This is a genomic window from Streptomyces sp. NPDC059743 (genome assembly GCF_042732975.1).
GTDB lineage: Bacteria > Actinomycetota > Actinomycetes > Streptomycetales > Streptomycetaceae > Streptomyces.
In genome coordinates this window covers 173,872-194,602 of sequence record NZ_JBHWGS010000014.1, presented here as the reverse complement: position 1 = coordinate 194,602, position 20,731 = coordinate 173,872, and the positions used below count along the sequence as shown (strand labels likewise).

Sequence of the window (20,731 nt, the reverse complement as noted above, 5' to 3'; positions counted from 1 at the left end):
CAAGCCGGAGCGCACTGTCTATCGCCGACCGGTGTGGGTGTTCGCGCCTGTGTGGCCGTCGTAGCTGTAAGGGGACTGATGATGGGACTCATGATGCCCGGAGAGTGGTCGATGTCCGTACCGGATGCTCCGGTCCAGTCGCTGCGATCCTCCAGCGAACCGGTGCTGTGTGAGATGTTCGCGAGCCTGTTCGAGCTGGACAGCGTCGACGCCGATGCGGACTTCTTCGACATGGGCGGCACTTCGGTGCTGGCCACCCGACTGGTCGGCCAGATCCAAACGATCTTCCCGGGGGATATCACATTCGGCGACCTCTTCGAGAATCCCACCCCCAGGGGTCTGGCAAAGGTGCTCGACCAGGCGGTCGCGGCGAACCCGCACCCACGGCCGGCCGGCCGCCCCGCGACGATCCCGCTGTCCCCTGGCCAGTCGACGTTCTGGTTCTACCAACAGCTGCGTGGACCCAGCGCGGATCACAACATTGTGCTGTCGCTGAAGCTGACCGGGCCACTGGATCGGGACGCGCTCGCCTGGGCGTTCGATCGGCTGGTCGACAGGCACGAGATCCTGCGTACGGTCTTTCCCCGCGATCAAGGCGATCCTCAGCAGGTCGTGCTCGACCCGGCCGCCGCCCGGCCGGGACTTCGCGTCGTGGACGTCGCCGACGGCCAGATCTCCGCGGAGCTGTCGCGGCGCGCCGCGCTGCCGCTCGACCTGACCACCGAGCCTCCGCTGCGTGCCTGGCTTCTGGCGATCAGCCCGGACGAACACGTCCTGCTGATCTGTCTGCACCACATCGCCGGCGACGGCTGGTCGACGGCCCCGCTCTGGCGTGACCTGTCCGCCGCGTACCTCGCGAGGCGCGACGGACTGCCATGGCAGCCGCAGCCGCTTACCGTGCAGTACGCGGACTACAGCATCTGGAAGCAAGACCTGATGGGCCGCGAGTCCGACAGCCAGAGCATCATCGCCCGCCAGGCGCGGTACTGGACGCAGATCCTCGCCGGTCTCCCGGAAGAGCTGCCGCTCCCGGTGGACCGGCCGCGTCCGGCGCGGTTGACCGCACACGCGGACGGCGTGCCGTTCACCATCTCGCCGGATGCGCATCGCCGACTTCTCGCACAGTCGACGGACGCACGGGCCACCCTGCTGACGACCCTGCGCGCGGCCGTCGCAGTCCTGCTCGCCAAACTCGGCGGCGGCAGCGACATCCCGATCGGCGGCCTCGTGTCGGGTCGGACCGGTCCGGGGCTCGAGGACGCCATCGGCTTCTTCGTCAACACCCAGGTGCTGCGGTGCACCTGGGACGGAGACCCGACCTTCGAGACGGTGATCCCCCGTGTCCGCGAGGCCGAAATCGGGGCGTATGCCAACCAGGACATGCCGTTCGACCGGATCGTCGACCTGCTGAACCCGGTCCGGCTCGCGTCCAGGAACCCGCTGTTCCAAGTCATGGTCGTCCTCGACGAAGGGATCGGCGCCGGTCGCGACCTTTTCGGTTGCGTCGCCGAGCGACAGGAGGTGGACCTCCTCGGCCTCCCGATGTTCGACCTGTCCTTCAACTTCTCCCTGCCAGAGGCGCACGAAGACGCTGGTGCCGGTATCGCGGGCTGGCTCGGGTACAGTCCCGACCTCTTCGACCGCTCGACGGTCGAGCGCATCGCCGAATACGCCGTACACATCATCGACACAGTGACCGCGAATCCGGCTACGCCGCTCAGTGAGCTCGCCGTACCGTTGCCGGTCGACGCCCGGCCGGCGAGAAGGACCGCTGTCGACACGACGGTCCCGGTGACCGCGGACACTGCCCCACGTCCCCGCACACCGCGGGTGGACGCCCTTTGCGGCGCGTTCGCCCAGATCCTCGGAGCAGAGAAGGTCGGGGTTGACGACAACTTCTTCGGGCTCGGCGGACACTCCCTGATGGCGGTGCGCCTGGTGAGCCGCATTCGCTCGACGCTCGGCACGGAACTGCCGGTACGCGTGGTGTTCGAACAGCCGACACCGGCGGGGATCGATCGGTGGCTGGACCAGGCCGAGGCGGGAGCCGGCAAGGCGGGTTCGGCCGCTGACGGCCTGGACGTGGTGCTGCGCATCCGTCCTGACGGCGGCCGGACGCCGGTGTTCGTCATATCCCCCGCCCTCGGGCTGAGTTGGTGTTACACGCCGATGAGCCGCTGGCTGGCGGACGGATTTCCGATATACGGCTTGCAATCACGTGGAATTCGCGGGGATGGACCTGTCGGCCAGACGCTGACGGACATCGCGACGGACTTCGTCGGCGAGCTGCGTCGCATCCAGCCGAACGGCCCGTACCAGCTCCTCGGCTGGTCATCCGGCGGCAACGTCGCACACGCCATGGCCGTGATGCTTGAAGCCGATGGAGAAGAGGTGTCCATGCTGGCGCTCCTTGACAGCTACCCCTGGGATGGCGAGCAGACCGACCCGACGCTGAACGCCGAGCCCGCTGAGGCCGACGTGCAGCTGACAACGGAGGAGCTGCGCCGAGTGCTCCAGGCGTCGCCCGGCACGGCGGCGGCCATCCCCGACGAATACCTTCCGGCGCTTGCTCGGGTCTTCGCGAGCAACCGTAGCGCCCTGCTGCAGCACCGATCCGGCCGCTTCGGCGGGGACGTTCTCATGTTCACGGCGGCGGACAGCGTCGAACAGGGAATGGACGCGAGCTCGTGGCAGAAGTTCATCGACGGCCGCCTGAAGACCTGGTCCGTGAGCGGCAATCACTACGAGGTCTTCGGCCCGGAGCCGTTGGAAACGATCATGTCCGTCGTCAACGCGGAGCTCACTGCGGCCCATGGCCGGAATCGGGCACGTGCGACGCAGGAGAGAGGAGTGGCCGGATGAGCGACAACGAGTCGACGTCGACCGTCGACACCACAGCAGTACTACTGGGGATCTGGCAGCAGCTGTTCCGGGACCAGCAGGTCGGTCTCGAGGACGACTTCTTCGAACTCGGTGGGCATTCGCTGCTCGCCACTCGCGTGATCTCCCAGGTTCGTGCGGCGCTCGGCAAGCGGGTCATGTTCAAGGACATCACGGAATGTCGCACGATCGCGCGCCTGTCGGCCCGGATCGACGAGGAGAGGTAACCGGGCCGTGCCTCCGAGGAGAGAACAGGACATGCGTCGAGGAACCGTGGCCATCGTCGAGCCGTACTCGTCGGGAAACATGCTCGCGCCAGCTTTCCGGCAGGGCGGCTTGTCGCCGTGCGCCGTAACGTTGTCCGGGCCCTCGGCACCGAACTCCGCGACGCTTCGCCTGTCCGACTTCGACGAACACATCGCGTACGACGGCGGTGAACTCGGGCCGCTCGTAGGCCGGTTGCAGGATCTCGATCCGGTCGCGATCGTGCCGGGGACCCATACCGGCGTCAAGCTGGCCGACGAGCTCGCCTCGGTGCTGACACCTAAACTAGCGAACGCGCCAGACCTCGGATCGGCGCGGCACCACAAGGGCGACATGATCGCCGCCGTCGCGGCGGCCGGCCTGCCGACGATCAGGTCTCTGTGTACGTCCGACGTCGGCGACGCGCTCACCTGGATCACCCGTGAGCGATTGTCCGGCCGTGATCTGGTGGTCAAACCTGTCGACTCGGCCGGCACGGACAGCGTCCGGTTCGTTCCCGGTGGACATGACCTGCGTGCCGTCGTCACAGAGTTGCTCGGCTCGGCGAACCGATATGGTTCGCGCATTTCCGAGGTGCTCGTACAGGAGCATGTCAAGGGCGTCGAATACGCCGTGGACACCTTCAGCTACGAGGGCAGGCACACGGTGAACGACATCGTGCGGTACCACAAGGTCTCCAGTCGGCGACACATCGCCCTGTACTCGAGCATGGAGATCCTGCCGATGGACGCACCGGGCAACGACGCGATCATCGACTATGTCAAAGGAGCCCTCGACGCGCTCGGGATCACGTTCGGCGCGGCGCACACCGAGGTGATGGTCACCGAGGCCGGGCCGCTGCTCATCGAGGTCAACGCCCGGCTCTCGGGCGGCGGGCACCCGTGGACCTGCGAGCTGGCGACCGGCGACAACAGCGTCGATCGCATGGTGCGGTACTTGACCGGGGACCGGAACATCCCGGACGGCTACCCGCTCCAACTGACCACCCTCGCGATCTTCTTCGCCGTGCGATCCGCCGGAGTCGTCAGCGGCCTCTCCCGCCTGGACGCCATCATGGACCTGCCCAGCTGCTACAACCTGCAGGTCAACGTTCAAGACGGAGACTACGTCCCGGAGACGGCCGACCTCTTCGACGCGCAACGGCTGGGCATGGCGGTCCTGGCGCACAGCGACCCCGCACAGGTCGCCGCCGATCATCGAGAAGTCCGCAGAATCGCGGCCGAAGCGGGGCGTCCGGGTGGCTTCACCATCGATCCGAACCGAGGCGGCAGGAAGTAGCAATGGAGCAGACGGGCCCGTTCGTTGTCCACGTGGCAGCCGATTTGTACACGCGTGACCTGCGCGATCCGGCGCTCGTGCCGATGCTGGGCGTCGACGACAGCCGGGTTGCCGCCCTAGCGAGCCTGATGGGAGCACCTGCCGGGCGCAAGGCCCCGGACGTCTCGGGCACGCTGGTGGTGGCGCCGGCCGGCTCGACGGCCACGGCCGTGGGACGGGCGCTGGCAGATCGCGTCGATGGCTCGTTCGTGACGCTGTCCACCGGCGGACTGGGCCGGATACTCGACGCACGCCTCGAAGCCACGCAGGTGGTCTTCGTCGCTCTGCACGACGAAATCGATCTCGACGTGGTCACCGAGTCGCTGGAGGCCGTCAACGCGTACCGGCATGATGGTCGGCACGCCACGATCGGATTCGTGATCGGGCCGGACCTTCCCGAGCTGAGCTGGCTGCTCGCCAAGGGACTCAGCTGTCACTTCCGGAAGCCTCCGGAGCGCAGCCAGCTGACCGTGGTCCCTTGGCTGCGTCAGCATGCGGCGGCGAGCCGAATCCCGGACCCAGTTGGTGCGGACGCCGCGCCGGAATGGGTCATCGGCGACCGGGCGAGCCGCGCGGTGCTCAAGCCGATGCTGTCCGAGCGGTACACCGGACTCGTGTCCTTTGCGTCGGCCGGCCGAGAACACGCACTGATCCTCAACGACACCGTGATCTGCGGCGACCATGCCGGACATCGGGGGCTGTCCGCCCATGGCGCGGCCGCACCGAGCTGTGCCTTCTCGGACCGCTGCTTCCGGGACGGCGTCCGGGCGCGGGACGTCATCAAGGCGGCCCGCGTCCAGGCCGACGTCGTGTTCGCGAACTCGTGCATGGCCTGGCGCCCCGGCACCGGTCTGGTGGCGGCCGAGTACCAACTGGCGGGCGCGTTCCAGTACGGGATTCCAGCGGCCTACATCGGTGCCATTCATCAGATGCTGCCGAACCTCACGATCAACGACCTGGTCGGCACCGCGGCGGCGGCGGGCACGGACGTCGGGCGGATCTGCGCCGCGATCAACGACCACCTCCGGGACACCGGTCGTGAGCTGCCCTACTTCGCGGTCCTCGGACTGCCCTGGGTGACCGCGGGCGGTGGAACCGAACCCCCGTCCACCAACGACGCCGGGCCCAGCGCCGACGCGCACGATGGCGTCCGCGACGTGAAGCCGCAACTGCTGCAACTCGGCCGGACCGTGCGGGCGCTCCGCGAGTTCGGGCCGACCGGATTTATGCCGCCGGACGGAATCGTCGCCATGGAAGCCGAAATCCTGGAACTGGCCCGGACGCTGAAGAAGACGGCCCTCGGTGCGGAGCCCGCCGAGAAGGTCGTCGGCCCGCTGCGCCGCCTTGGCGGCCTGATCGCCGACGCCGAACTGAGCGCGGTCGCCGACTTTCATGAGTTCGGCAAGATGAGCCATTCCGCCCTCAACGAGATGTGGGAGGGCATTTTCGACACGAGTGTCCGCCCGATCGACGATGCCTGCCCGTACTGCACGGGTCGGCTGGCGGAACTTGTCGGGCGGCACCCGATGTACGAGCAGGTCGGGCGTCGCGCGCTGACCTGCAACGTGTGCGGGACGATCGCCGACTCCCCGCTCGACCCGGTCATCGGAGAGGTGCTCATCGAATGCCCGAGTATCTGGAAGCGGCCGGGTACCGTCACCGTCGACGTGCTGATGGCACCCGCCGCGAGCGTCTCGCAGGAGACCATCGCGGCCGGCGCCATCCATACATCGGGGGCTGCGAACTTCGGCATGGCGTTCCCGGACGCGCAGCGGATCGCCATCAGGCCGGGGTCTCCTGCACGGATGCGCGTGAACGCCACGCTGAGCGCCGAGGCGTTCACGCACCACGAGCACTTCGTCAGGTTTGTAGCCGTGGCGGAAGGGCGCGTCCACTACGCCTCGCGGCCGGTAGCGGTCGCGCCGGCCGCGTGAGCTTCACTCCCAGTCGTCCAGCAGTTCACTGGCGAAGGCGAGATCCTCGCAGATCGCGCGGGCGGCGTTGATCCCGCTGCTCGCCGCTCCGGTCCACATGAAGTACGAGGACCCTTCGACGTTCCCGGCGCTGTAGACAAGCGGATTCGACGTCATTCCGTACAGGCTCGTCTCGGGGAATCCCTCCACCGACAGCTCGAGGTCGAGGTCCTCGGCGAGTTTCCGGTAGGGCCGGGCCACATCGCCGAGCAGCAGGGTGTCGGCGCTGAGGGTCCGCCCGTGGGCCGTCTCCAGGATGACGCCGCCCGCCGGGTCCGCGGAGGCACGGACCACCTCATCGCACAGCACTTCGACGTCGTGGCGGGAGAGCAGACGGGCAAGTCTTCCCCGGCTCGCCGATGGGTCCCCGACGAGAACTGTCATCCGCTTGGCGAACTGCCGCGACAAGGCCGCCATCTTGAGCGTCTCGTCCCCGGTGCCCACGCAGACGAACATGCTGCCACTATGCTCGTACGTGTGGCAGTAGGGGCAGTCGAAAGCCGATCTGCCCCAGACACCGTCTGGCAGCCAGGCCGGCAGGACGTCGACGCGGCCGGTGGCGAGGAGCAACCTTCTGCAGCGCAGACCGGGATTCGCGCCGCCCTCGACGACGACGTGGTCCTCGTACGCGCGAACGGATGTGACCTCGTCCCACAGCATGGTCACACCGTATCGAACGGCGTCCTGTTCCATCTTCCGATAGACGTCTGCCGGGGCGGTCCCGTCGGCGTACGGGACGTTGTTGACCGAGCTCGTCGGCGAATTGCGTCGCCGGGGCTTGGAGATGACGAGCGTGCTTCGCATGGAACGGCCGAGCATGGTGGCCGCGGTCAGGCCCGCCGCTCCCGCACCGATCACAATGACGTCATAGAGATCGTCGTTCATCGAGACTCCCATCGATAACTCCGAGACGGTCGCTACCCGGCGGGCTGAAAGAGCTCCCGCAGCGCTGCGCGATCGACCTTCCCCGTCTGGCCCACCGGAAAGGTCCGGCATACGACCACGCGACGGGGTTCCATGTACCTGGGCAGCCATTCACCCAGCCTTTCCTTGACCGTCTTGGCGTCCAGCTCTCCCGAAGCCCTCAGCGCGAGGGCCAGGTAAGGCGAGTCTCCGCCGTCCAGCTTCAGGGCGACCGCCTCGTCGACGTCGAGGACCCGCATGGCCACCTGCTCGATCTCGCCGAGCTCGATCCGGAACCCGTGGATCTTCACCTGCGAGTCCATGCGGCCGAGGAATTCGACCCATCCGTTCGATGTCCAGCGAGCACGATCGCCGGTCCGGTACATCGTGAAACCCTCGCCCTGGTCCCACAGATCGGGCAGGAATCGGTCCGCCGACAGGGCCGGATCGCCGAGGTATCCCGCGGCTACGCAGACACCGGAGATGTACAGCTCGCCCGGTTCGTCGATGTCGCAGGGCGTGAGATCGTCGTGAAGGACGTAGTACCGGCTGTTCTGCATCGGATGCCCGTACGGGATGCTCCGCCACGACGGCTCCACCTCGTCCACAACGAAGTCGTTCGACCAGACGCAGGCCTCGGTGGCACCGCCGAGCGCCACCAGAGTCGCGCGCGGGAACTCACGACGGAGAACCTCGAGGGTGTTCAGCGGGATCCAGTCACCGCTGAGGAAGACCCGACGAAGTCGATCCCTGTGCTGGCGGGACGATTTGTCGAGCAGCAGCGTCACGGCGGTGAACATGGCCGGCGCAGAGTTCCACAGCGTCACCCTGTGCTCGACGAGGGCGATCGCGATCTCCTCGAGCTCTTCCAGATCGGCATCGGGAAGCAGGAGAACACTCGCACCGGCAGCCAGGGCCCCGAAGACGTCGTACACCGACAGATCGAAGCTGAACGCCGCTACCTGCAGCAGGATGTCGCTCGGGTCGACGGAGTTGCGCCGATTGAACCACTCGATCAGGTTGACGACGCTGGTGTGCCGGACCGCCACCGCCTTCGGCCGCCCGGTGGAGCCCGACGTGAATATCGTGTACGCCAACTCGTCCGGTCCTGCGGGTCCGGACTCGTGTTGCCGGACCGACGGCCGAGAGGCGGATCTCGCGAGCACCTCGGGTTCACTGCCATGGCGTACCGCGATGATCGTCATGTCGTCGCCGATGTCGCTCGCCCTGCCGCAGTACGGTTCCGTGACGAGGACATGACCGATGTCGCTGGCCTTGAGTACCTCCGCCATGCGGCGCTCCGGCCATCGTGGATCCAGCGGAACGTAGTAGGCGTCCGCGCGCAGAATCGCATGGATCGCCACGACGGCCTCCGGGACGTGATCGACCAACAGGCCGACCGGCGTCCGCGGAAGGACGCCGTGCGCTGCGAGATGCTCTGCGAGCAGTGAGCTCTCGGCCGCGAGCTCGCCATGCGTGAGCGCGACTCCGGATGTCGTTCGAACGGCCGGATCGTCGGCGTACTTGACCGCAGCCGAATCGACGAGATCCATGATGCGGCTGGTCGCGGAATAGTCGTACCGTGTCTCGTTCCACTGTTCGACTAGGCTCGGGTGCCGAGCCGAATGATCGGCGATCATGAGACGCTCCCAAGGTTGCGAGGCAGGGACTGAGCGGTCAGCCGTCGGCTGGTGTCGGACCCCGCCAGGAAGCGAGCGGTCGCGGCCGACGATCCGCCGAGCACGGCCGGACGACCGGCGTAGTGCCGTACGAGAGCGGCGATCTGCTCGTCGCCGACCGCCGGACCCCAGAAGTTGTTCCGCACGCTCGATCCCTCCTGACCACGGTGGCCCGTCGATGCCCCACCCGCGGGTGGCGGTGTATGTGGTGATCACGCCCCACTCACCCGTACTGCGAACCGGTCGGCGTATGCCGCAAGGTCGGCGACGACGCTGTGCTCGAAGGTCGGCCCGGGCTCCAGCCGGACCGCCAGATCGCGCTCGATTGCGCAATCGAGCGCGATCTGGCGGTCCGGCCAGAGACGCAGTGACGAGGCACCGGCGCCGACGTACAGAAAGCAGAACAACCGGGCCGGTGCATCAGTCGAGAGCACGGATCAGCCATCGCGACCGCACTGCCGCCATGGTGTCTCCCCCAGGGAGTCGGGAGGGACGGGGCCCAAACTAGCGATGAGGGGTTAGGCCGTGGTTATGCGTGCCGCGCGACCCGCTCATTGCTCGGAGACGACGGTCGACCAGCCCAGGTCGCCGAACGCGCGGCCACGGACGGTGTCGTGGAAGGTTCGTGTCACTCAGTCGGCCGAACATCCGCGCGGCTCGAGGTGGTGACTGTCGATCTCCCGTGCCGGTACCAGTTCCGATGCGGTACCGGTCAGGAAGACTTCCTGCGCCTGGTGCAGATCGGCCTCCGTGACCGGCAAGCCAGGGCGTGGCCAGCACCCTTGGCGGACCAGGGAGACGTTGGTGATCGTGGCCGCCGCGACCCGGCCGGTGACTTGGTCGAGCTGAATGGTGTCGTCGAAGCCCCGCTCGGCGTCCGCAGTGCGGGCCGGCGCCGACACGGCGTACGTACCGGTTACCTTCGCCTGGGAGGGAAACGCGGCGGCGGGCGGCTAGCGCCACGGCGAGACGTCAGCCGGAGGCTGCGGGGAGGCCCGTCCGCTCGTCCGGTGGATCGGCCATGGCGTACACCTCGACGGCCAGGTCGAGCCGGAACCGGCGCAGGTCCACCCCGAGTGCTGTTCGCCCAATGCCTGGAAGGTACTGATTACTGACCTTCTTGGCGTGATGTCATGAAGGTGAGGCTTGTGCCGGTAAGACAGCCGTCGATGAGGTCGCTGCAGTATTGGACTTGGCACATACCCTGTCGTAGGGCTTGGTGGCTGCGTCTGAGGATGGACCAAATCCCCTCGTCATCCCCTCGTCGGGGTTGATGCCGGCGGCGTAGGGCGGCAGCTGGAATTCGGTGATCCAGTCATGTTTGGCGTCGAAGCCGCGAAGGTCCAGGGCGCGATGGGTGGTGAGGTTGTCCCAGACCACGACGAGTGGGGCGCCGAGTTGCCGGTGCACGGCGATGAGTAGATCGCGGTAGCCGGTCCAGGAGAAGCTGCGCCGTCCGCCTTTCGTGGTGCCGCTGTATGGGTCGTGGAGCAGGTACCGGTATATCAGGCGGCATTGTCTGTGGGGGTGGTAGCGGCACATGGCGGCCACCGAGACTGGCCTCGGGAGCGGCCTTGGACCCGTATCGCCGGGGTGTGGCCGCGCTGGGACCAGGTGCGGGAGGTGAGCGGCGTCATCGCGAAGCCGGCCTCGTCTTCGAAGACGCCGCGGCACGTCACGGGAACCTGGAGGCGCCGGACGGTCTCGCCGCCGCGTTCGAGGCGTTTAACGACCGGCCACCGCCTGGCCGGCGGGGCCGTACATGGTCGACGACGCGACGACCGATCGGAGGATCGTTCTCGTCCCCCAACCCTCTTTGGTACGGGCGTGTGCGGCCTGCCCTCGACGAGCTCGTGTTCGAAGTGGTCGGCGACCAGAACGGGTTGCTGCCCGCTCTGCGGATCGCCACATTCACGGAATTAACCCCAGCCGGACGCGGAGCTCGTCGCCGCCGCTGCCTCTCTGTCCGGTGTGCGTCACACGGTGGGCAAGGGGCTCGTCTGGGACCACCTCGATCTGAACGTCAGTGTGCCGCATCTGCGCGATGCGGTGCTGCGCCGCGCGCTATTCACGGCGGTGGACCGCGTGGCCCTCATCGCCGAGACGATCGGGCGTCGTTTCGTTCCCTATGCTCGGCCGCTGGGCAGCCACAACTTCGTGCAGGGCATGCCGGATTGCACGTGTTGCCGAACTCGTCACGCGCAATGGAACCGCATTGGTGTACGCACCGACATCGTGCCCATGTCGCGGCTCGGCAGCGTCCTGGACGCTGGTGACTACGACGCTGTGCTGTTCGGATGGAACGCTAACCCCGTCCGTGTCGGTCCCGCGCGCGACATGTGCACGGGCGGGGAATGAACTACGGCGGCTGCTCCAACTCCGAGGTCGACCGGCTGATCGCCGAGGCCCCTGGCACCCTCGACCTGGGCAAGGCACATGAACTCCTCAACCGCACCGACGAGGAGATGAGCCGGGACGCCTATGTGTTGCCGCTCTACCAGTGGCCCACCTTCCTGGCCGTGGCGTCGGAGTCCGCCAGCATCCGTGACAACCCGACCAACGGGCTGGTGATCCACAGCATCGAGGAATGGGGCGTGCGGGAGTCCGCGGAACAGCCCTCGTCGACGTAATCGCGGGAGGACTGTAGCGCCCTAGCCTCGTCCCGGCGCATGGCACTGCGGTGAACGTTGGGGAGGAAGAGGAGTCGCAGGTGGTGGAGGACGGTACGGGGGATCGTGCAACAGGCGCCCGGCAGATCCGGTGGAAGTCGCCCATCGTGGTCCTGGCCGGTGACATGCTGCGTACGGATCGCTGCAATAACTGGGTGCTGGCCGTCCTGGTCGCCGTGGGCGCGGTGTTGGCCGCGATGCTACCGGTGACCTCCGGCATAGTGACCGGTTCGCTGTTGGACTCAGGTGCCAGGGCGGCCTCGATCGGGAAACCGTCGTCGTGGCCCTGCTGTTGGTGGTGGTCTTCCTGATGCTGCAAGTAGTGGGCCCGGTCGCCCAGGCGGTCGCCGAATCGCTGGGCCGGTCGATGTCCCAGAGTGGACAACGGGTGCGAGGCGAACAGGACGTGCTGCTGACCGCATATGTCGGGGCCGCCGGGCAGACCGTCGCGCAGTTGATGCCATCGACCAATCCGGCGGTCTGGGGGCTTCCAACCGCACCAGGTCCGCCGGCCCGTCAAGCGCGGCCATCGTGCGCGCACGCCTCGCCGACCTGATCGTCGTCGCCGACCGGGGACGCATCGCGCAACTCGGCGCTCATGACCACCTGATGACCGAGCACGACGGCATCTACCAAGACCTCTACGAGAGGCAGTCCCGTGCCTACGCGTGACGACACCCACCACGGCGCGGCCACCACAACGGGCCGGTGGTTCCCCACCCCTCCCGCCCCCGGCGACTGCGCCGTACGCCTGCTGTGCCTGCCCTACGCGGGGGGCACCCGTCATGTATCGCGCCTGGGACAAGGCACTTGCGGGCACCGCGGAAGTGCTCCCGCTGTGCCTGCCGGGCAAGGCCCATCGGTGGGGGGAGCCGCTCGAGCACGACCTGCACAGGATCGCCGACGCCGTGGTCGAGGCCACCGCCCCGCTGCAGAGGGACCTACCGCTGGCACTGTTCGGGTACAGCCTGGGCGCACTCCTGGCCTTCGAGGTCGCGCGGGGCCTGGCCCGACGCGGCCGCCCTCTGCTCCTCCTCATCGTCGCGGCCTGCGCACCGGCGCGTGAGTTCGGAGCGCTGTCCCCCAACACACACTGCCGACGAGGAGTTCATCGCTCTGCTGCGGGAGATGGGGGCGACTTCCCAGGCCATCCTCGACAACGAGGAGATGCTTTCCTTGCTGCTCGCGATGTTGCGCTCCGACTTCGCGCTGGCTGACCGCTATCGCCACACGCCCGGCCCCGTCCTGTCCAAGCCCATCGTCACCTTGGCGGGGCGCGACGACCCCGAGGTCGGACCCGAGGTGATGGCCGACTGGGCCCGCGAAACGCAGCAACCCCTGCGCCAACTCGACCTGGTGGCGCCTATCTGTTCATCGAGGAGGACCAGACGACGGCTATCGCGCTGGTGCGGGCCGTGCTGTGCACCGAACTGGCACACAAAGAGCGCTGAACCCATGGGAAACGAGGAGGGAGAGACGCTGATGACACAGGCCCCGTGCCGCACGGGCGACGCGATGCCTGTACTGTGGCCGACTTCGCCCGCCGATTCTGGCAGGACCTCCTGAACGTCCTTGAGGTCGGCGACGACGCACACTTCATCGCGCTCGTGGCCACTCGATGCTCGCCACCCGAATGGTGTCCCGCATGCGCAAGGAACGCCGATCCGCCGGCCGAATCCATCTTCGATCATCCAGTCTTCGCCGACTTCGTCACTCGAACGATCGCCGCGCTCGGCGAGGACTCGGCCACCGTCGACAAACGGCTGTACACCTCGGGCCCCCGTTCGGGACCGTCGGCCGCCGGTGCGCGCCGCCGACAGGGGCGGTGAGCAGTGGCTCGACGAGCACGATGTTGCGCGCGAGATGGCCGCATAGGCCGGCAGCGGTACCCGGAAAGGATGCTTGGCCCGTTACATGCGGCGGCCGCGGACGGACGGCCAATGAGATCGGCGGCGGCCGCCGCCCTGTAGATACACCTCTCTGACATGCGGAGAGCTTTTCAGTGGTGTCAGGCTTTGGTCGGCTGATTTCAGTGGGCTGCCGTGTGGCCGGGGCAGTTGATGGATTCCCAGCTGTGCGTGTTGAGTTGGCCGTGCATGGCGCGGGAATACGTGAGTCTGGTCGCGGGTTCTGGGGCAGCTTGCAAGTCTTCGCGTAAGCGGGTTGTGCATAAGTCGTACCAGCGGCGAACCTGATTGAGCTGTCCGAGCTGAGCGTGCGTGTACATCAGCATGCGATAGCTCTCCTCGCGATATGGCTCGATTTCAAGGAGCCGACGGCAATAGCGCATCACCGAGAGTGGATCGTCTTCCGCAAGACTGATTTCGGCCAAGCGCTGGAGGACATAGAGGAATCGACTTCGGAGCCATTCCCTGTGGACATTGGCCCATTCCATGGGAGATCCTGCCAGGAAGTCCCCTCCGTACAGTTCGGCGGCCGCCCGGTAGTGTTGGCTCGCCTCACGATGGGCCCCGGTCAACTCGGCACGATGCCCTTGGTCGACCAGGTCGTCGAAGACCTCGGAGTCCACCCAGATTCCCCTGGCCTGCAGGGTGTAGCCGGTCTCGCGAGTGACCAGGCGCAGCGACGGCGAGCTCGTCTCCCCGGAGGAGTCTTGGCAGTTGGCCAGAACTCTGCGCAGGGTGTGCACCGCCACCTTGAGTGAACTCGAATTCGCCGACCAGTAGGATCCCGGCCACAGCGACTCGTGGAGCGTTTCCCTCGGGACCACTCGCCCTTGGCGTAGCAACAGGAACTGAAAGAGGTCGCGGGCCTTGCCTGCCTTCCATCGCTGGACCGGCTTCCCGTGAATAGTCAGTTCGAAACTGCCGAGTGTGTAGACCGAGATCGCGTGATCCATCAAGAGCAAGACTCCTCAACCGACGTGGACATTCGGCCAGGATGTCCCTGTGTGACCAAGCGTAGAATTGTGAAGATCATACGAGTTGGCGACCGAAGTGATCTTACGTGTGTGTCCATGTCAGTGCAAGGGTCCACTCTTATTGTGAGTGATGAGGAGAGTCGTGGCGCCCGAGCCGGGTGCGCATCGTCGGGCGTTTCCCGCCACACCACCGCTCGACTTGGACGATCCCCACGTCATTGTCGAGCACGACTGGAACGCCTTCGTCGGTATCGACCGGATGACCGATCACTGGGCTCGTCCCGGCTGGTCCGGTGGACGCCGCGCGTACTACTGGATGCTGACTTTCTCGGACGCCTCCCTCCTGAGCCGTTGTGCCCGGCGCTGCCAGAACGAGCTGGCACACCTCGGCATGGACGCGGTCCCGGACGACGGACTGCATGCAACGATCCAGAGAATCGGAGCTACCCACCAGGTTTCAGCGCCGCAGATCGAGCATCTGGTCCGGCTGGCTGAGCAGCTGCCCCTCGAAGGGTTTCAGCTGACCGTGCATCCCCTCTCCGGATCGGTCCGACGCCCTGCTGGTCAGCCTTCGGAGCTACCGGCGGATCCTCTGCTATCCATGCCCCTGGCCGAATTCGAGCGCCGGGACGAGTACAGCCGCCGCGTCGCAGTCGGTGCAGGCCTGAGCCCCCTCTCGCATCAGGGCGTCCACGGCTTCCTGCGTGCCCAGTTCTCTTCCAGCGCCCGCAGCGTGACGGCACATGGCGTCGTGCACCACCGTCCGGCCCAGGTGCCCGGGCACCGGGCGGACCAGCCAGCCGGGGGCCGGCCGCGGCGGAGGGCCGGGCAGACGCCGGGTCGGCACGCCGGAAAGATCCACCCCTTCGATGGGCGTCAGCTGCCGATCGGTCACCCAGACTGTGTACCCGGCGGCCTCGACCCCGTCCTACTGGTGATGAGGCAATATTTCAGGCGTGCACTATTCCTTACGGACGTGCTGCCGCTCTGCGCGCGCCATGGTCTTCCTGGCCGTCGATGGACTCGCTGCGGCGTCCGGCACCACCGGCGCCCCTCAGCATCCTCAGAGACATCAACCGCACCACCCGATCTCGCGCACCTCGACGGCGCCAGCGTGAGGCATGTACTGCACCCAGGTGCAGGCACCGAACGCTTCCCGAACCTGTTCGATCAGCGCCAGAACCTCGCGTCGCGCCAGCGCCGTCGGGAGCTCCGCCATCACCTCGAAGGCAAGCTCCTCGAACACCATCCCGTGCCGACGCCATAGCACCCTCTTGGGGTCCGCAATGCGGCCACGGCAGGGCGACGATCACGGGAATATGCGCGCCCATGGACAACTGCGCTGCAACCAGTTGCCGAACTCTCAGACGACAAGGAGCGACTCGTGGGCAACCATGATCTAGAGGACTTCGTTGCGCAGACCGCGACCCGACGTCGCGCTCAACCTCATTCGCCTCGACGCCTGGTGGAACGGCCACCCGCTCGACCGCACCCGCGTCAGCCACCTTGCCCGACTCGACCTCTCCCTCGCCGCGTGACCGAACAAGCCAGCAGGATCGTCACCATCCGCAAACGGCTGGTCTACTCCGCTGATCCCGGAAGCCGGGCAGGTCGGCTTGCGAGAGCGCGACTTGACCGCCCCTCAGTTCGGGCACGTACTTGTGGATCGTGTTCCGCGTGCATGACATTTCCGGCAGCTTTCGTGCCAGTTAAGGGTGGTATTCGCACTTGCAGCCGGATTGTGATGCTCAATTTCGCCTCAGAAGTAATGACGCAGATCAAGACCGCTGCCTACTGTCTTACCTCAAGAAAAGCTCAACACGCCCTCCAGTTGAGGGCGTGACGTCATGCCTTCAGCGCGGCGAGGCACTTCCTCGCACCACCGAAGGGGGCGGCTGAAGACGCCGTGCCGTTGATCCAGGAGAGAGCACCGCTCCACAGCGTGGAGAAGATGGAGGAGCCGGTTAAGGGGCGCCGCTTGGCGCTGCCTCACGACCAACACCGTTTTGGCAACCTGTGAGGTCGTGATCGTTGTCATGTACTTCTATGGCAGGCTCAAGTAGTTCGAAGAACCGCGGCCTCAGCTGAAAGCTGAGGCCGCGCTACCAAGGCCAGGGCCTTTGCGCCTCAACGAGTCCGCGGCTTACATCCGCGGGAGGCTCCAGGCTCTGGCCGCTGCCTGGTCGGCACTGGCCCCGTCCGGGCCGTGACGGCCGTCACGAACATACCCCGACACGTCCAACGGTCGGCACTGACGCCGGTGGATCGTCGGCCAGAACTGCTCCCACTTGCTTGGTCTGAGGATTGAGCACCGCCGTTTGCGGCTAGTGAGCCACCAGCAGCAAACACCGGATTTCGTCACGAGCGCAGTACGGACCCTGTTTCGGCTCTTCGCTCAAGTGTGCGCCGAGAAGGGCGCCTGACGGGCAGACGTCCAGGTCAGGTCAGGCGCCTTTTCGTGTGCGTCTAGCAGAAGCCGAGCTTCTTCGGGGAGTACGACACCAGAAGGTTCTTCGTGTGCTGGTGGTACATCTTGCATGGCGCGGTGACCAGGGGAAACGGGGCCTGGGCCAGCGATGGGTGGAGTGTTGGCCCGTGTATGGTCCGGATCTTGGTACTGGTTGAGGAGGTGGGCGTGCCAGCCCGGACGCAGTCCCGCACGGGAGCCGTCGCGGTGTCCGGGTCTCTCGACCGCTGCTGAAGTTCCTGCTGCATGCGGTCATCGCGCTGGCCGTCGGCAAGATGCTCTGGGACTGGCTCACGGGGACGTTGGCCTGTGGATCACCGTGGATCTCTGGGGGCTGACAGCCGATCACCCGTGATGGACCGGGCTCATCGTCGTCGGCGGACTGCCTGTGCTGCTCCTGATCGGCTGCGGCGCGGGCTTCCACCGCCAAGGAGACGGTCTTTGCTCTAAATGAGTCATACGGCGATCATGACAAGCCTGGCCGGTCGCCGGCATCGGCAGAACTACGCAGCTGTCCCGGCGACACAGCGGCTTTCGCGGCCCATCGAGAAGTTAAGTTCTGCTTCCGGAATACACCCGAGGAGATAGAGCTCCCGACCGCACCTGTCAGATGCTGCGGGGACGGCTCAGCCGCGCTCGCCCACGAGGTGACCGTACGAAGGTACGGCAGCTGAGTAAGCAACTCTGGACGCCCCCAACATCATGGCCTTCTACAACTAGCCCACCTGGTGCGTCCAACCATGGGTGTCCTCGGACTTGCCCGTCTGGATGGCGAGTAGCGCGTCGCGGAGCTTCATCGAGACCTTGCCGGGCTGCCCGCCCGACTGCTGCCACTCGCCGCGCGCCGACTTCACCGTGCCAATGGGCGTGATGACTGCGGCCGTGCCACAGGCGAAGACCTCGGTGAGGGTGCCGTTCTCGGTGTCGGCCTTCCACTGGTCGATGGAGACGGAGCCCTCTTCCGACTCGTAGCCGAGGTCTTTCGCGAGCTCGAGGAGCGAGTCACGCGTGATGCCCGCGAGCAGGGAGCCGGTGAGTATCGGGGTGACGATCTTTGGCTTTCCGCCGGCTCCACCTCCGTACACGAAGTACAGGTTCATTCCGCCGAGTTCCTCGACCCACTTGTGCTCGACGGCGTCCAGGTAGGCGACCTGGTCGCAGCCTCTCGCGGCCGCCTCGGCCTGCGGGAGCAGGGAGGCCGCGTAGTTGCCGCCGGTCTTGGCGTCGCCCGTGCCGCCCGGGACCGCGCGGACGCGGTCTTCGGAGAGCCAGATCGAGATGGGCTTCACGCCGCTGGGGAAGTACGCCCCGGCGGGCGAGGCGATGACGACGAAGAGGTACTCGTTCGCCGGTCTCACGCCGAGGCCGATCTCGGTCGCGATCATGAACGGGCGCAGGTAGAGGGACTTCTCCCCGCCGTGGGCCGGGACCCATGCCTTGTCCTGCCGGACGAGGACGTCGCAGGCTTCGATGAAGGTTTCGACGGGCAGCGTCGGCATGGCCAGTCGACGTGCGGATGCCTGGAAACGCCGGGCGTTGGCGTCCGGGCGGAAGGTGGCGACGGTGCCGTCGGGACGGCGGTATGCCTTCAGGCCCTCGAAGATCTCCTGTGCGTAGTGCAGGACGTTCGTGGCCGGGGCGAGGGAGAGCGGGCCGTATGGGACGAGCCGGCCGTCGTGCCAGCCGCGCTCTTCGGTCCAGCGGATGGTCACCATGTGGTCGGTGAAGTGGCGGCCGAAGCCGGGGTTGGCCAGGATCGTCTCGCGCTCCGCGTCGGACAGTGGGCTGGAGGAGGGCCTGAGCTTGATCGTGGGCGTTGTCATGAGTACTCATCCTTCACCGGTCGGTCGTCTGGCCGGGCCGCGCTCACACTCCCGAGCAGTACTGCCAGGACGCCGGTGCCACCTCTTGCCGAGGCTCCATGCCGAGTTCGCCTGTGGCGAGTGCGCGGAGCCAGTGTGTGCGATCCGGTGCTTGGTGGTTGCATCCCTTCATGGTGTGACACCCGGTATGGAGCGAACTTCGGTTTCGTCGACAAGGGCCTGGGCTGTTTCTCGTTGATCACGACGAAGACCCAGGTGGGTCGTCGGCAGCACGCTTCCCGAGGTCGATCCTGCGGTGAATGACCACGACTCCGCCCGGACCAACCGCAATTTCCTCAGCCAAGCCGCCCCATCGTGCGTCTTGTCCTATTTGGTACTCCCATATCGGGAGGAATCGCGACTGTCGACCGCGCGTGGCTGCAAGCACGCCTGACCACCCTTGCCGAGCACTACAAGGTGCCGGGTGCGTCACTGGCCCTGCTGAACGACGGTGAGACGGTTGCCGCGGTGACCGGCGTCCTCAACCGCGGCACGGGGGTCGAGGTCACCATCGACTCGCTGTTCCAGATCGGTTCGATCACCAAGGTCCTGACGGTCACGGTGGTGATGCGGCTCGTCGATGAGGGCAAGCTGGATCTGGACCGGCCGGTGGTCGAGGTGCTGCCCGAGTTCAAGGTCGCCGACCCGGACGTCACCGCCACGGTGACCCTGCGGCACCTGCTCACGCACACCAGCGGCATCGAGGGCGATGTCTTCGACGAAGCGGGCCGTGGCGACGACGTTCTCGAGCGGTACACGGCGCTGTGCGCGAAGCTCGACCAGGTTCACCCGCTGGGTGCCACGATGTCGTACTGCAACAGCGGCTTCAGTGTGGCAGGCCGTGTCATCGAGGCGGTCACCGGCAAAGTCTGGGACACCAGCATGCGTGAGTTGCTCTTCGAGCCGCTGGGGATGAACCACTCCTTCACCCTCCCCGAGGAAGTTCTGCGGTTCCGCGCCGCACTGGGCCACCCGGGCCCGGCCGGGGACGACTACCCCGAGCCCTCCCCCCGATGGGACATGCCCCGGTCACTCGGGCCCGCCGGCGCCGTGTGTGCGACGGCCGAAGACCTCATCACCTTCGCGAAGATGCACCTTGCCGGCGGCCTGGCGGCCGACGGCACTCGCGTACTGACCACTGAGTCGGTTCGGGCCATGCACACCCCCCAGGTTGAGATGCCGGACCGTTGGACGATCGCCCCCCCACTGGGGAATCGGCTGGATGCTGCCCAGTTGGGAAGGACAGCGCATCTACGGTCACGACGGCGGCACCATCGGACAGTCCGCTCTGCTGCGTGTGCTGCCCGGGCAGGACAGCGCGATTGCGCTGCTGACCAACGGCGGTCGCGTCTTGGAGCTCTGGCACACCCTCGTCAACGAGATCGCCTCCGCGGTGGGTGGACCACGCGAGCCGGACTTGCCGGAGGCGCCCGCCGAGCCGGTCCAGCACGACCTGACGGACTGGTACGGCACCTACGACTCATACGCCACGACCTTCGAGCTCACCCCGGGACCCGACGGCGAGCCGACGGTCTCGATCAGCATGAAGCAGGATTTCCACAAGGAGAATTTCGACGCGCCCCCGATCCAGCCGGTCACGGCCGTCGACCCCGGCCGGGGCTTGTACGTGGCCCCGCTGTCGCCTGGCTTGCCGCCGATTCCGCTCGTCATGTTCGCCCTTGAGGACGGCAGCCGCTACCTGCACTTCGGCGCGCGGGCGATCCGCAAGAGCGGGTGAGCATATCCGGCGCCGTGTCCCCAGCTCGACACGGCGCCTCCGAACAGCTCTTCAGGCGTGGGTTCTGGGCACGACACGGCCCAACCGGTGCTCTGGCC

21 protein-coding genes and 1 pseudogene are annotated in these 20,731 nt (G+C 66.7%); 13 read left to right on the top strand and 9 right to left on the bottom strand.

What is annotated here, in order from left to right:
• Nucleotides 1-90 precede the first annotated feature (90 nt).
• From ACFV6H_RS25290 to ACFV6H_RS25275, 4 genes are read left to right on the top strand one after another with little or no spacing between them, the layout of a single operon-like run.
• Nucleotides 91-2,862 (top strand): condensation domain-containing protein, encoded by a 2,772-nt coding sequence (locus tag ACFV6H_RS25290; RefSeq protein ID WP_385546042.1) that lies wholly within the window; start codon nucleotides 91-93, stop codon nucleotides 2,860-2,862.
• Complete coding sequence (locus ACFV6H_RS25285; protein WP_385546039.1) at nucleotides 2,859-3,107, top strand: phosphopantetheine-binding protein; 249 nt, start codon at nucleotides 2,859-2,861, stop codon at nucleotides 3,105-3,107. Before ACFV6H_RS25290 ends, ACFV6H_RS25285 begins: the two co-directional genes overlap by 4 nt.
• 46 nt (nucleotides 3,108-3,153) lie before the next feature.
• On the top strand, nucleotides 3,154-4,422 hold the full coding sequence (locus ACFV6H_RS25280; RefSeq protein ID WP_385546036.1) for an ATP-grasp domain-containing protein: 1,269 nt from the start codon (nucleotides 3,154-3,156) through the stop codon (nucleotides 4,420-4,422).
• Nucleotides 4,423-4,424: 2 nt separating this feature from the next.
• Nucleotides 4,425-6,395, top strand: a complete 1,971-nt coding sequence (locus ACFV6H_RS25275; protein ID WP_385546033.1) for a hypothetical protein — start codon at nucleotides 4,425-4,427, stop codon at nucleotides 6,393-6,395.
• Nucleotides 6,396-6,398: 3 nt separating this feature from the next.
• Here ACFV6H_RS25275 and ACFV6H_RS25270 read toward each other — a convergent pair whose 3' ends face one another.
• The 5 genes from ACFV6H_RS25270 to ACFV6H_RS25250 form a co-directional block, all read right to left on the bottom strand.
• Nucleotides 6,399-7,319, bottom strand: coding sequence for an NAD(P)/FAD-dependent oxidoreductase (locus ACFV6H_RS25270; RefSeq protein ID WP_385546031.1), 921 nt, complete (start codon nucleotides 7,317-7,319; stop codon nucleotides 6,399-6,401).
• Between the two features lie 32 nt (nucleotides 7,320-7,351).
• Entirely contained in the window at nucleotides 7,352-9,232 is a 1,881-nt protein-coding gene (locus ACFV6H_RS25265; protein ID WP_385546028.1) for an amino acid adenylation domain-containing protein, read from the bottom strand.
• Entirely contained in the window at nucleotides 9,229-9,450 is a 222-nt protein-coding gene (locus tag ACFV6H_RS25260; RefSeq protein WP_385546025.1) for a hypothetical protein, read from the bottom strand. The genes ACFV6H_RS25265 and ACFV6H_RS25260 overlap by 4 nt, the downstream gene beginning before the upstream one ends.
• 198 nt (nucleotides 9,451-9,648) lie before the next feature.
• Nucleotides 9,649-9,918: a hypothetical protein gene (locus tag ACFV6H_RS25255; RefSeq protein ID WP_385546022.1), complete on the bottom strand. Its 270-nt coding sequence runs from the start codon at nucleotides 9,916-9,918 to the stop codon at nucleotides 9,649-9,651.
• A 229-nt stretch (nucleotides 9,919-10,147) separates the two neighbouring features.
• Complete coding sequence (locus ACFV6H_RS25250) at nucleotides 10,148-10,567, bottom strand: hypothetical protein (protein WP_385546019.1); 420 nt, start codon at nucleotides 10,565-10,567, stop codon at nucleotides 10,148-10,150.
• 420 nt (nucleotides 10,568-10,987) lie between these two features.
• Between ACFV6H_RS25250 and ACFV6H_RS25245 the strand changes: the two genes are divergently transcribed.
• From ACFV6H_RS25245 to ACFV6H_RS25220, 6 genes are all read left to right on the top strand, one after another.
• On the top strand, nucleotides 10,988-11,374 hold the full coding sequence (locus ACFV6H_RS25245) for a hypothetical protein (protein WP_385546016.1): 387 nt from the start codon (nucleotides 10,988-10,990) through the stop codon (nucleotides 11,372-11,374).
• Nucleotides 11,371-11,646 (top strand): hypothetical protein, encoded by a 276-nt coding sequence (locus ACFV6H_RS25240; RefSeq protein ID WP_385546013.1) that lies wholly within the window; start codon nucleotides 11,371-11,373, stop codon nucleotides 11,644-11,646. The genes ACFV6H_RS25245 and ACFV6H_RS25240 overlap by 4 nt, the downstream gene beginning before the upstream one ends.
• A 570-nt stretch (nucleotides 11,647-12,216) precedes the next feature.
• Entirely contained in the window at nucleotides 12,217-12,357 is a 141-nt protein-coding gene (locus tag ACFV6H_RS25235) for a hypothetical protein (protein WP_385546010.1), read from the top strand.
• Nucleotides 12,354-12,902, top strand: coding sequence for a thioesterase II family protein (locus ACFV6H_RS25230; RefSeq protein WP_385546008.1), 549 nt, complete (start codon nucleotides 12,354-12,356; stop codon nucleotides 12,900-12,902). The genes ACFV6H_RS25235 and ACFV6H_RS25230 overlap by 4 nt, the downstream gene beginning before the upstream one ends.
• Nucleotides 12,814-13,251: a thioesterase II family protein gene (locus ACFV6H_RS25225; RefSeq protein WP_385546245.1), complete on the top strand. Its 438-nt coding sequence runs from the start codon at nucleotides 12,814-12,816 to the stop codon at nucleotides 13,249-13,251. Before ACFV6H_RS25230 ends, ACFV6H_RS25225 begins: the two co-directional genes overlap by 89 nt.
• Nucleotides 13,212-13,514 carry a hypothetical protein gene (locus ACFV6H_RS25220; RefSeq protein ID WP_385546005.1) on the top strand — a complete coding sequence of 101 codons (303 nt, stop codon included), beginning with the start codon at nucleotides 13,212-13,214 and terminating at the stop codon, nucleotides 13,512-13,514. Before ACFV6H_RS25225 ends, ACFV6H_RS25220 begins: the two co-directional genes overlap by 40 nt.
• 200 nt (nucleotides 13,515-13,714) lie before the next feature.
• On the opposite strand, the gene ACFV6H_RS25215 is transcribed toward ACFV6H_RS25220, so the two are convergent.
• From ACFV6H_RS25215 to ACFV6H_RS25205, 3 genes are all read right to left on the bottom strand, one after another.
• Nucleotides 13,715-14,545 carry a BTAD domain-containing putative transcriptional regulator gene (locus tag ACFV6H_RS25215; RefSeq protein WP_385546002.1) on the bottom strand — a complete coding sequence of 277 codons (831 nt, stop codon included), beginning with the start codon at nucleotides 14,543-14,545 and terminating at the stop codon, nucleotides 13,715-13,717.
• A 616-nt stretch (nucleotides 14,546-15,161) separates the two neighbouring features.
• The gene (locus ACFV6H_RS25210) at nucleotides 15,162-15,311 is read right to left on the bottom strand and encodes a DUF6233 domain-containing protein (protein WP_385546236.1); all 150 of its coding nucleotides are present in this window, start codon (nucleotides 15,309-15,311) and stop codon (nucleotides 15,162-15,164) included.
• 327 nt (nucleotides 15,312-15,638) lie between these two features.
• Entirely contained in the window at nucleotides 15,639-15,815 is a 177-nt protein-coding gene (locus ACFV6H_RS25205) for a hypothetical protein (RefSeq protein ID WP_385545999.1), read from the bottom strand.
• A 163-nt stretch (nucleotides 15,816-15,978) separates the two neighbouring features.
• Between ACFV6H_RS25205 and ACFV6H_RS25200 the strand changes: the two genes are divergently transcribed.
• Entirely contained in the window at nucleotides 15,979-16,104 is a 126-nt protein-coding gene (locus ACFV6H_RS25200; protein WP_385545996.1) for a hypothetical protein, read from the top strand.
• Nucleotides 16,105-17,749: 1,645 nt separating this feature from the next.
• On the opposite strand, the gene ACFV6H_RS25195 is transcribed toward ACFV6H_RS25200, so the two are convergent.
• Complete coding sequence (locus tag ACFV6H_RS25195) at nucleotides 17,750-18,856, bottom strand: branched-chain amino acid aminotransferase (protein WP_385545993.1); 1,107 nt, start codon at nucleotides 18,854-18,856, stop codon at nucleotides 17,750-17,752.
• Between the two features lie 354 nt (nucleotides 18,857-19,210).
• On the opposite strand from ACFV6H_RS25195, the pseudogene ACFV6H_RS25190 reads away from it, so the two are divergent.
• Together ACFV6H_RS25190 and ACFV6H_RS25185 are read left to right on the top strand one after the other, a co-directional pair.
• Nucleotides 19,211-20,026 (top strand): annotated as a pseudogene (locus ACFV6H_RS25190) (serine hydrolase domain-containing protein); the annotation flags it as partial.
• A 91-nt stretch (nucleotides 20,027-20,117) separates the two neighbouring features.
• On the top strand, nucleotides 20,118-20,633 hold the full coding sequence (locus ACFV6H_RS25185) for a hypothetical protein (RefSeq protein WP_385546242.1): 516 nt from the start codon (nucleotides 20,118-20,120) through the stop codon (nucleotides 20,631-20,633).
• Nucleotides 20,634-20,731: the final 98 nt, after the last annotated feature.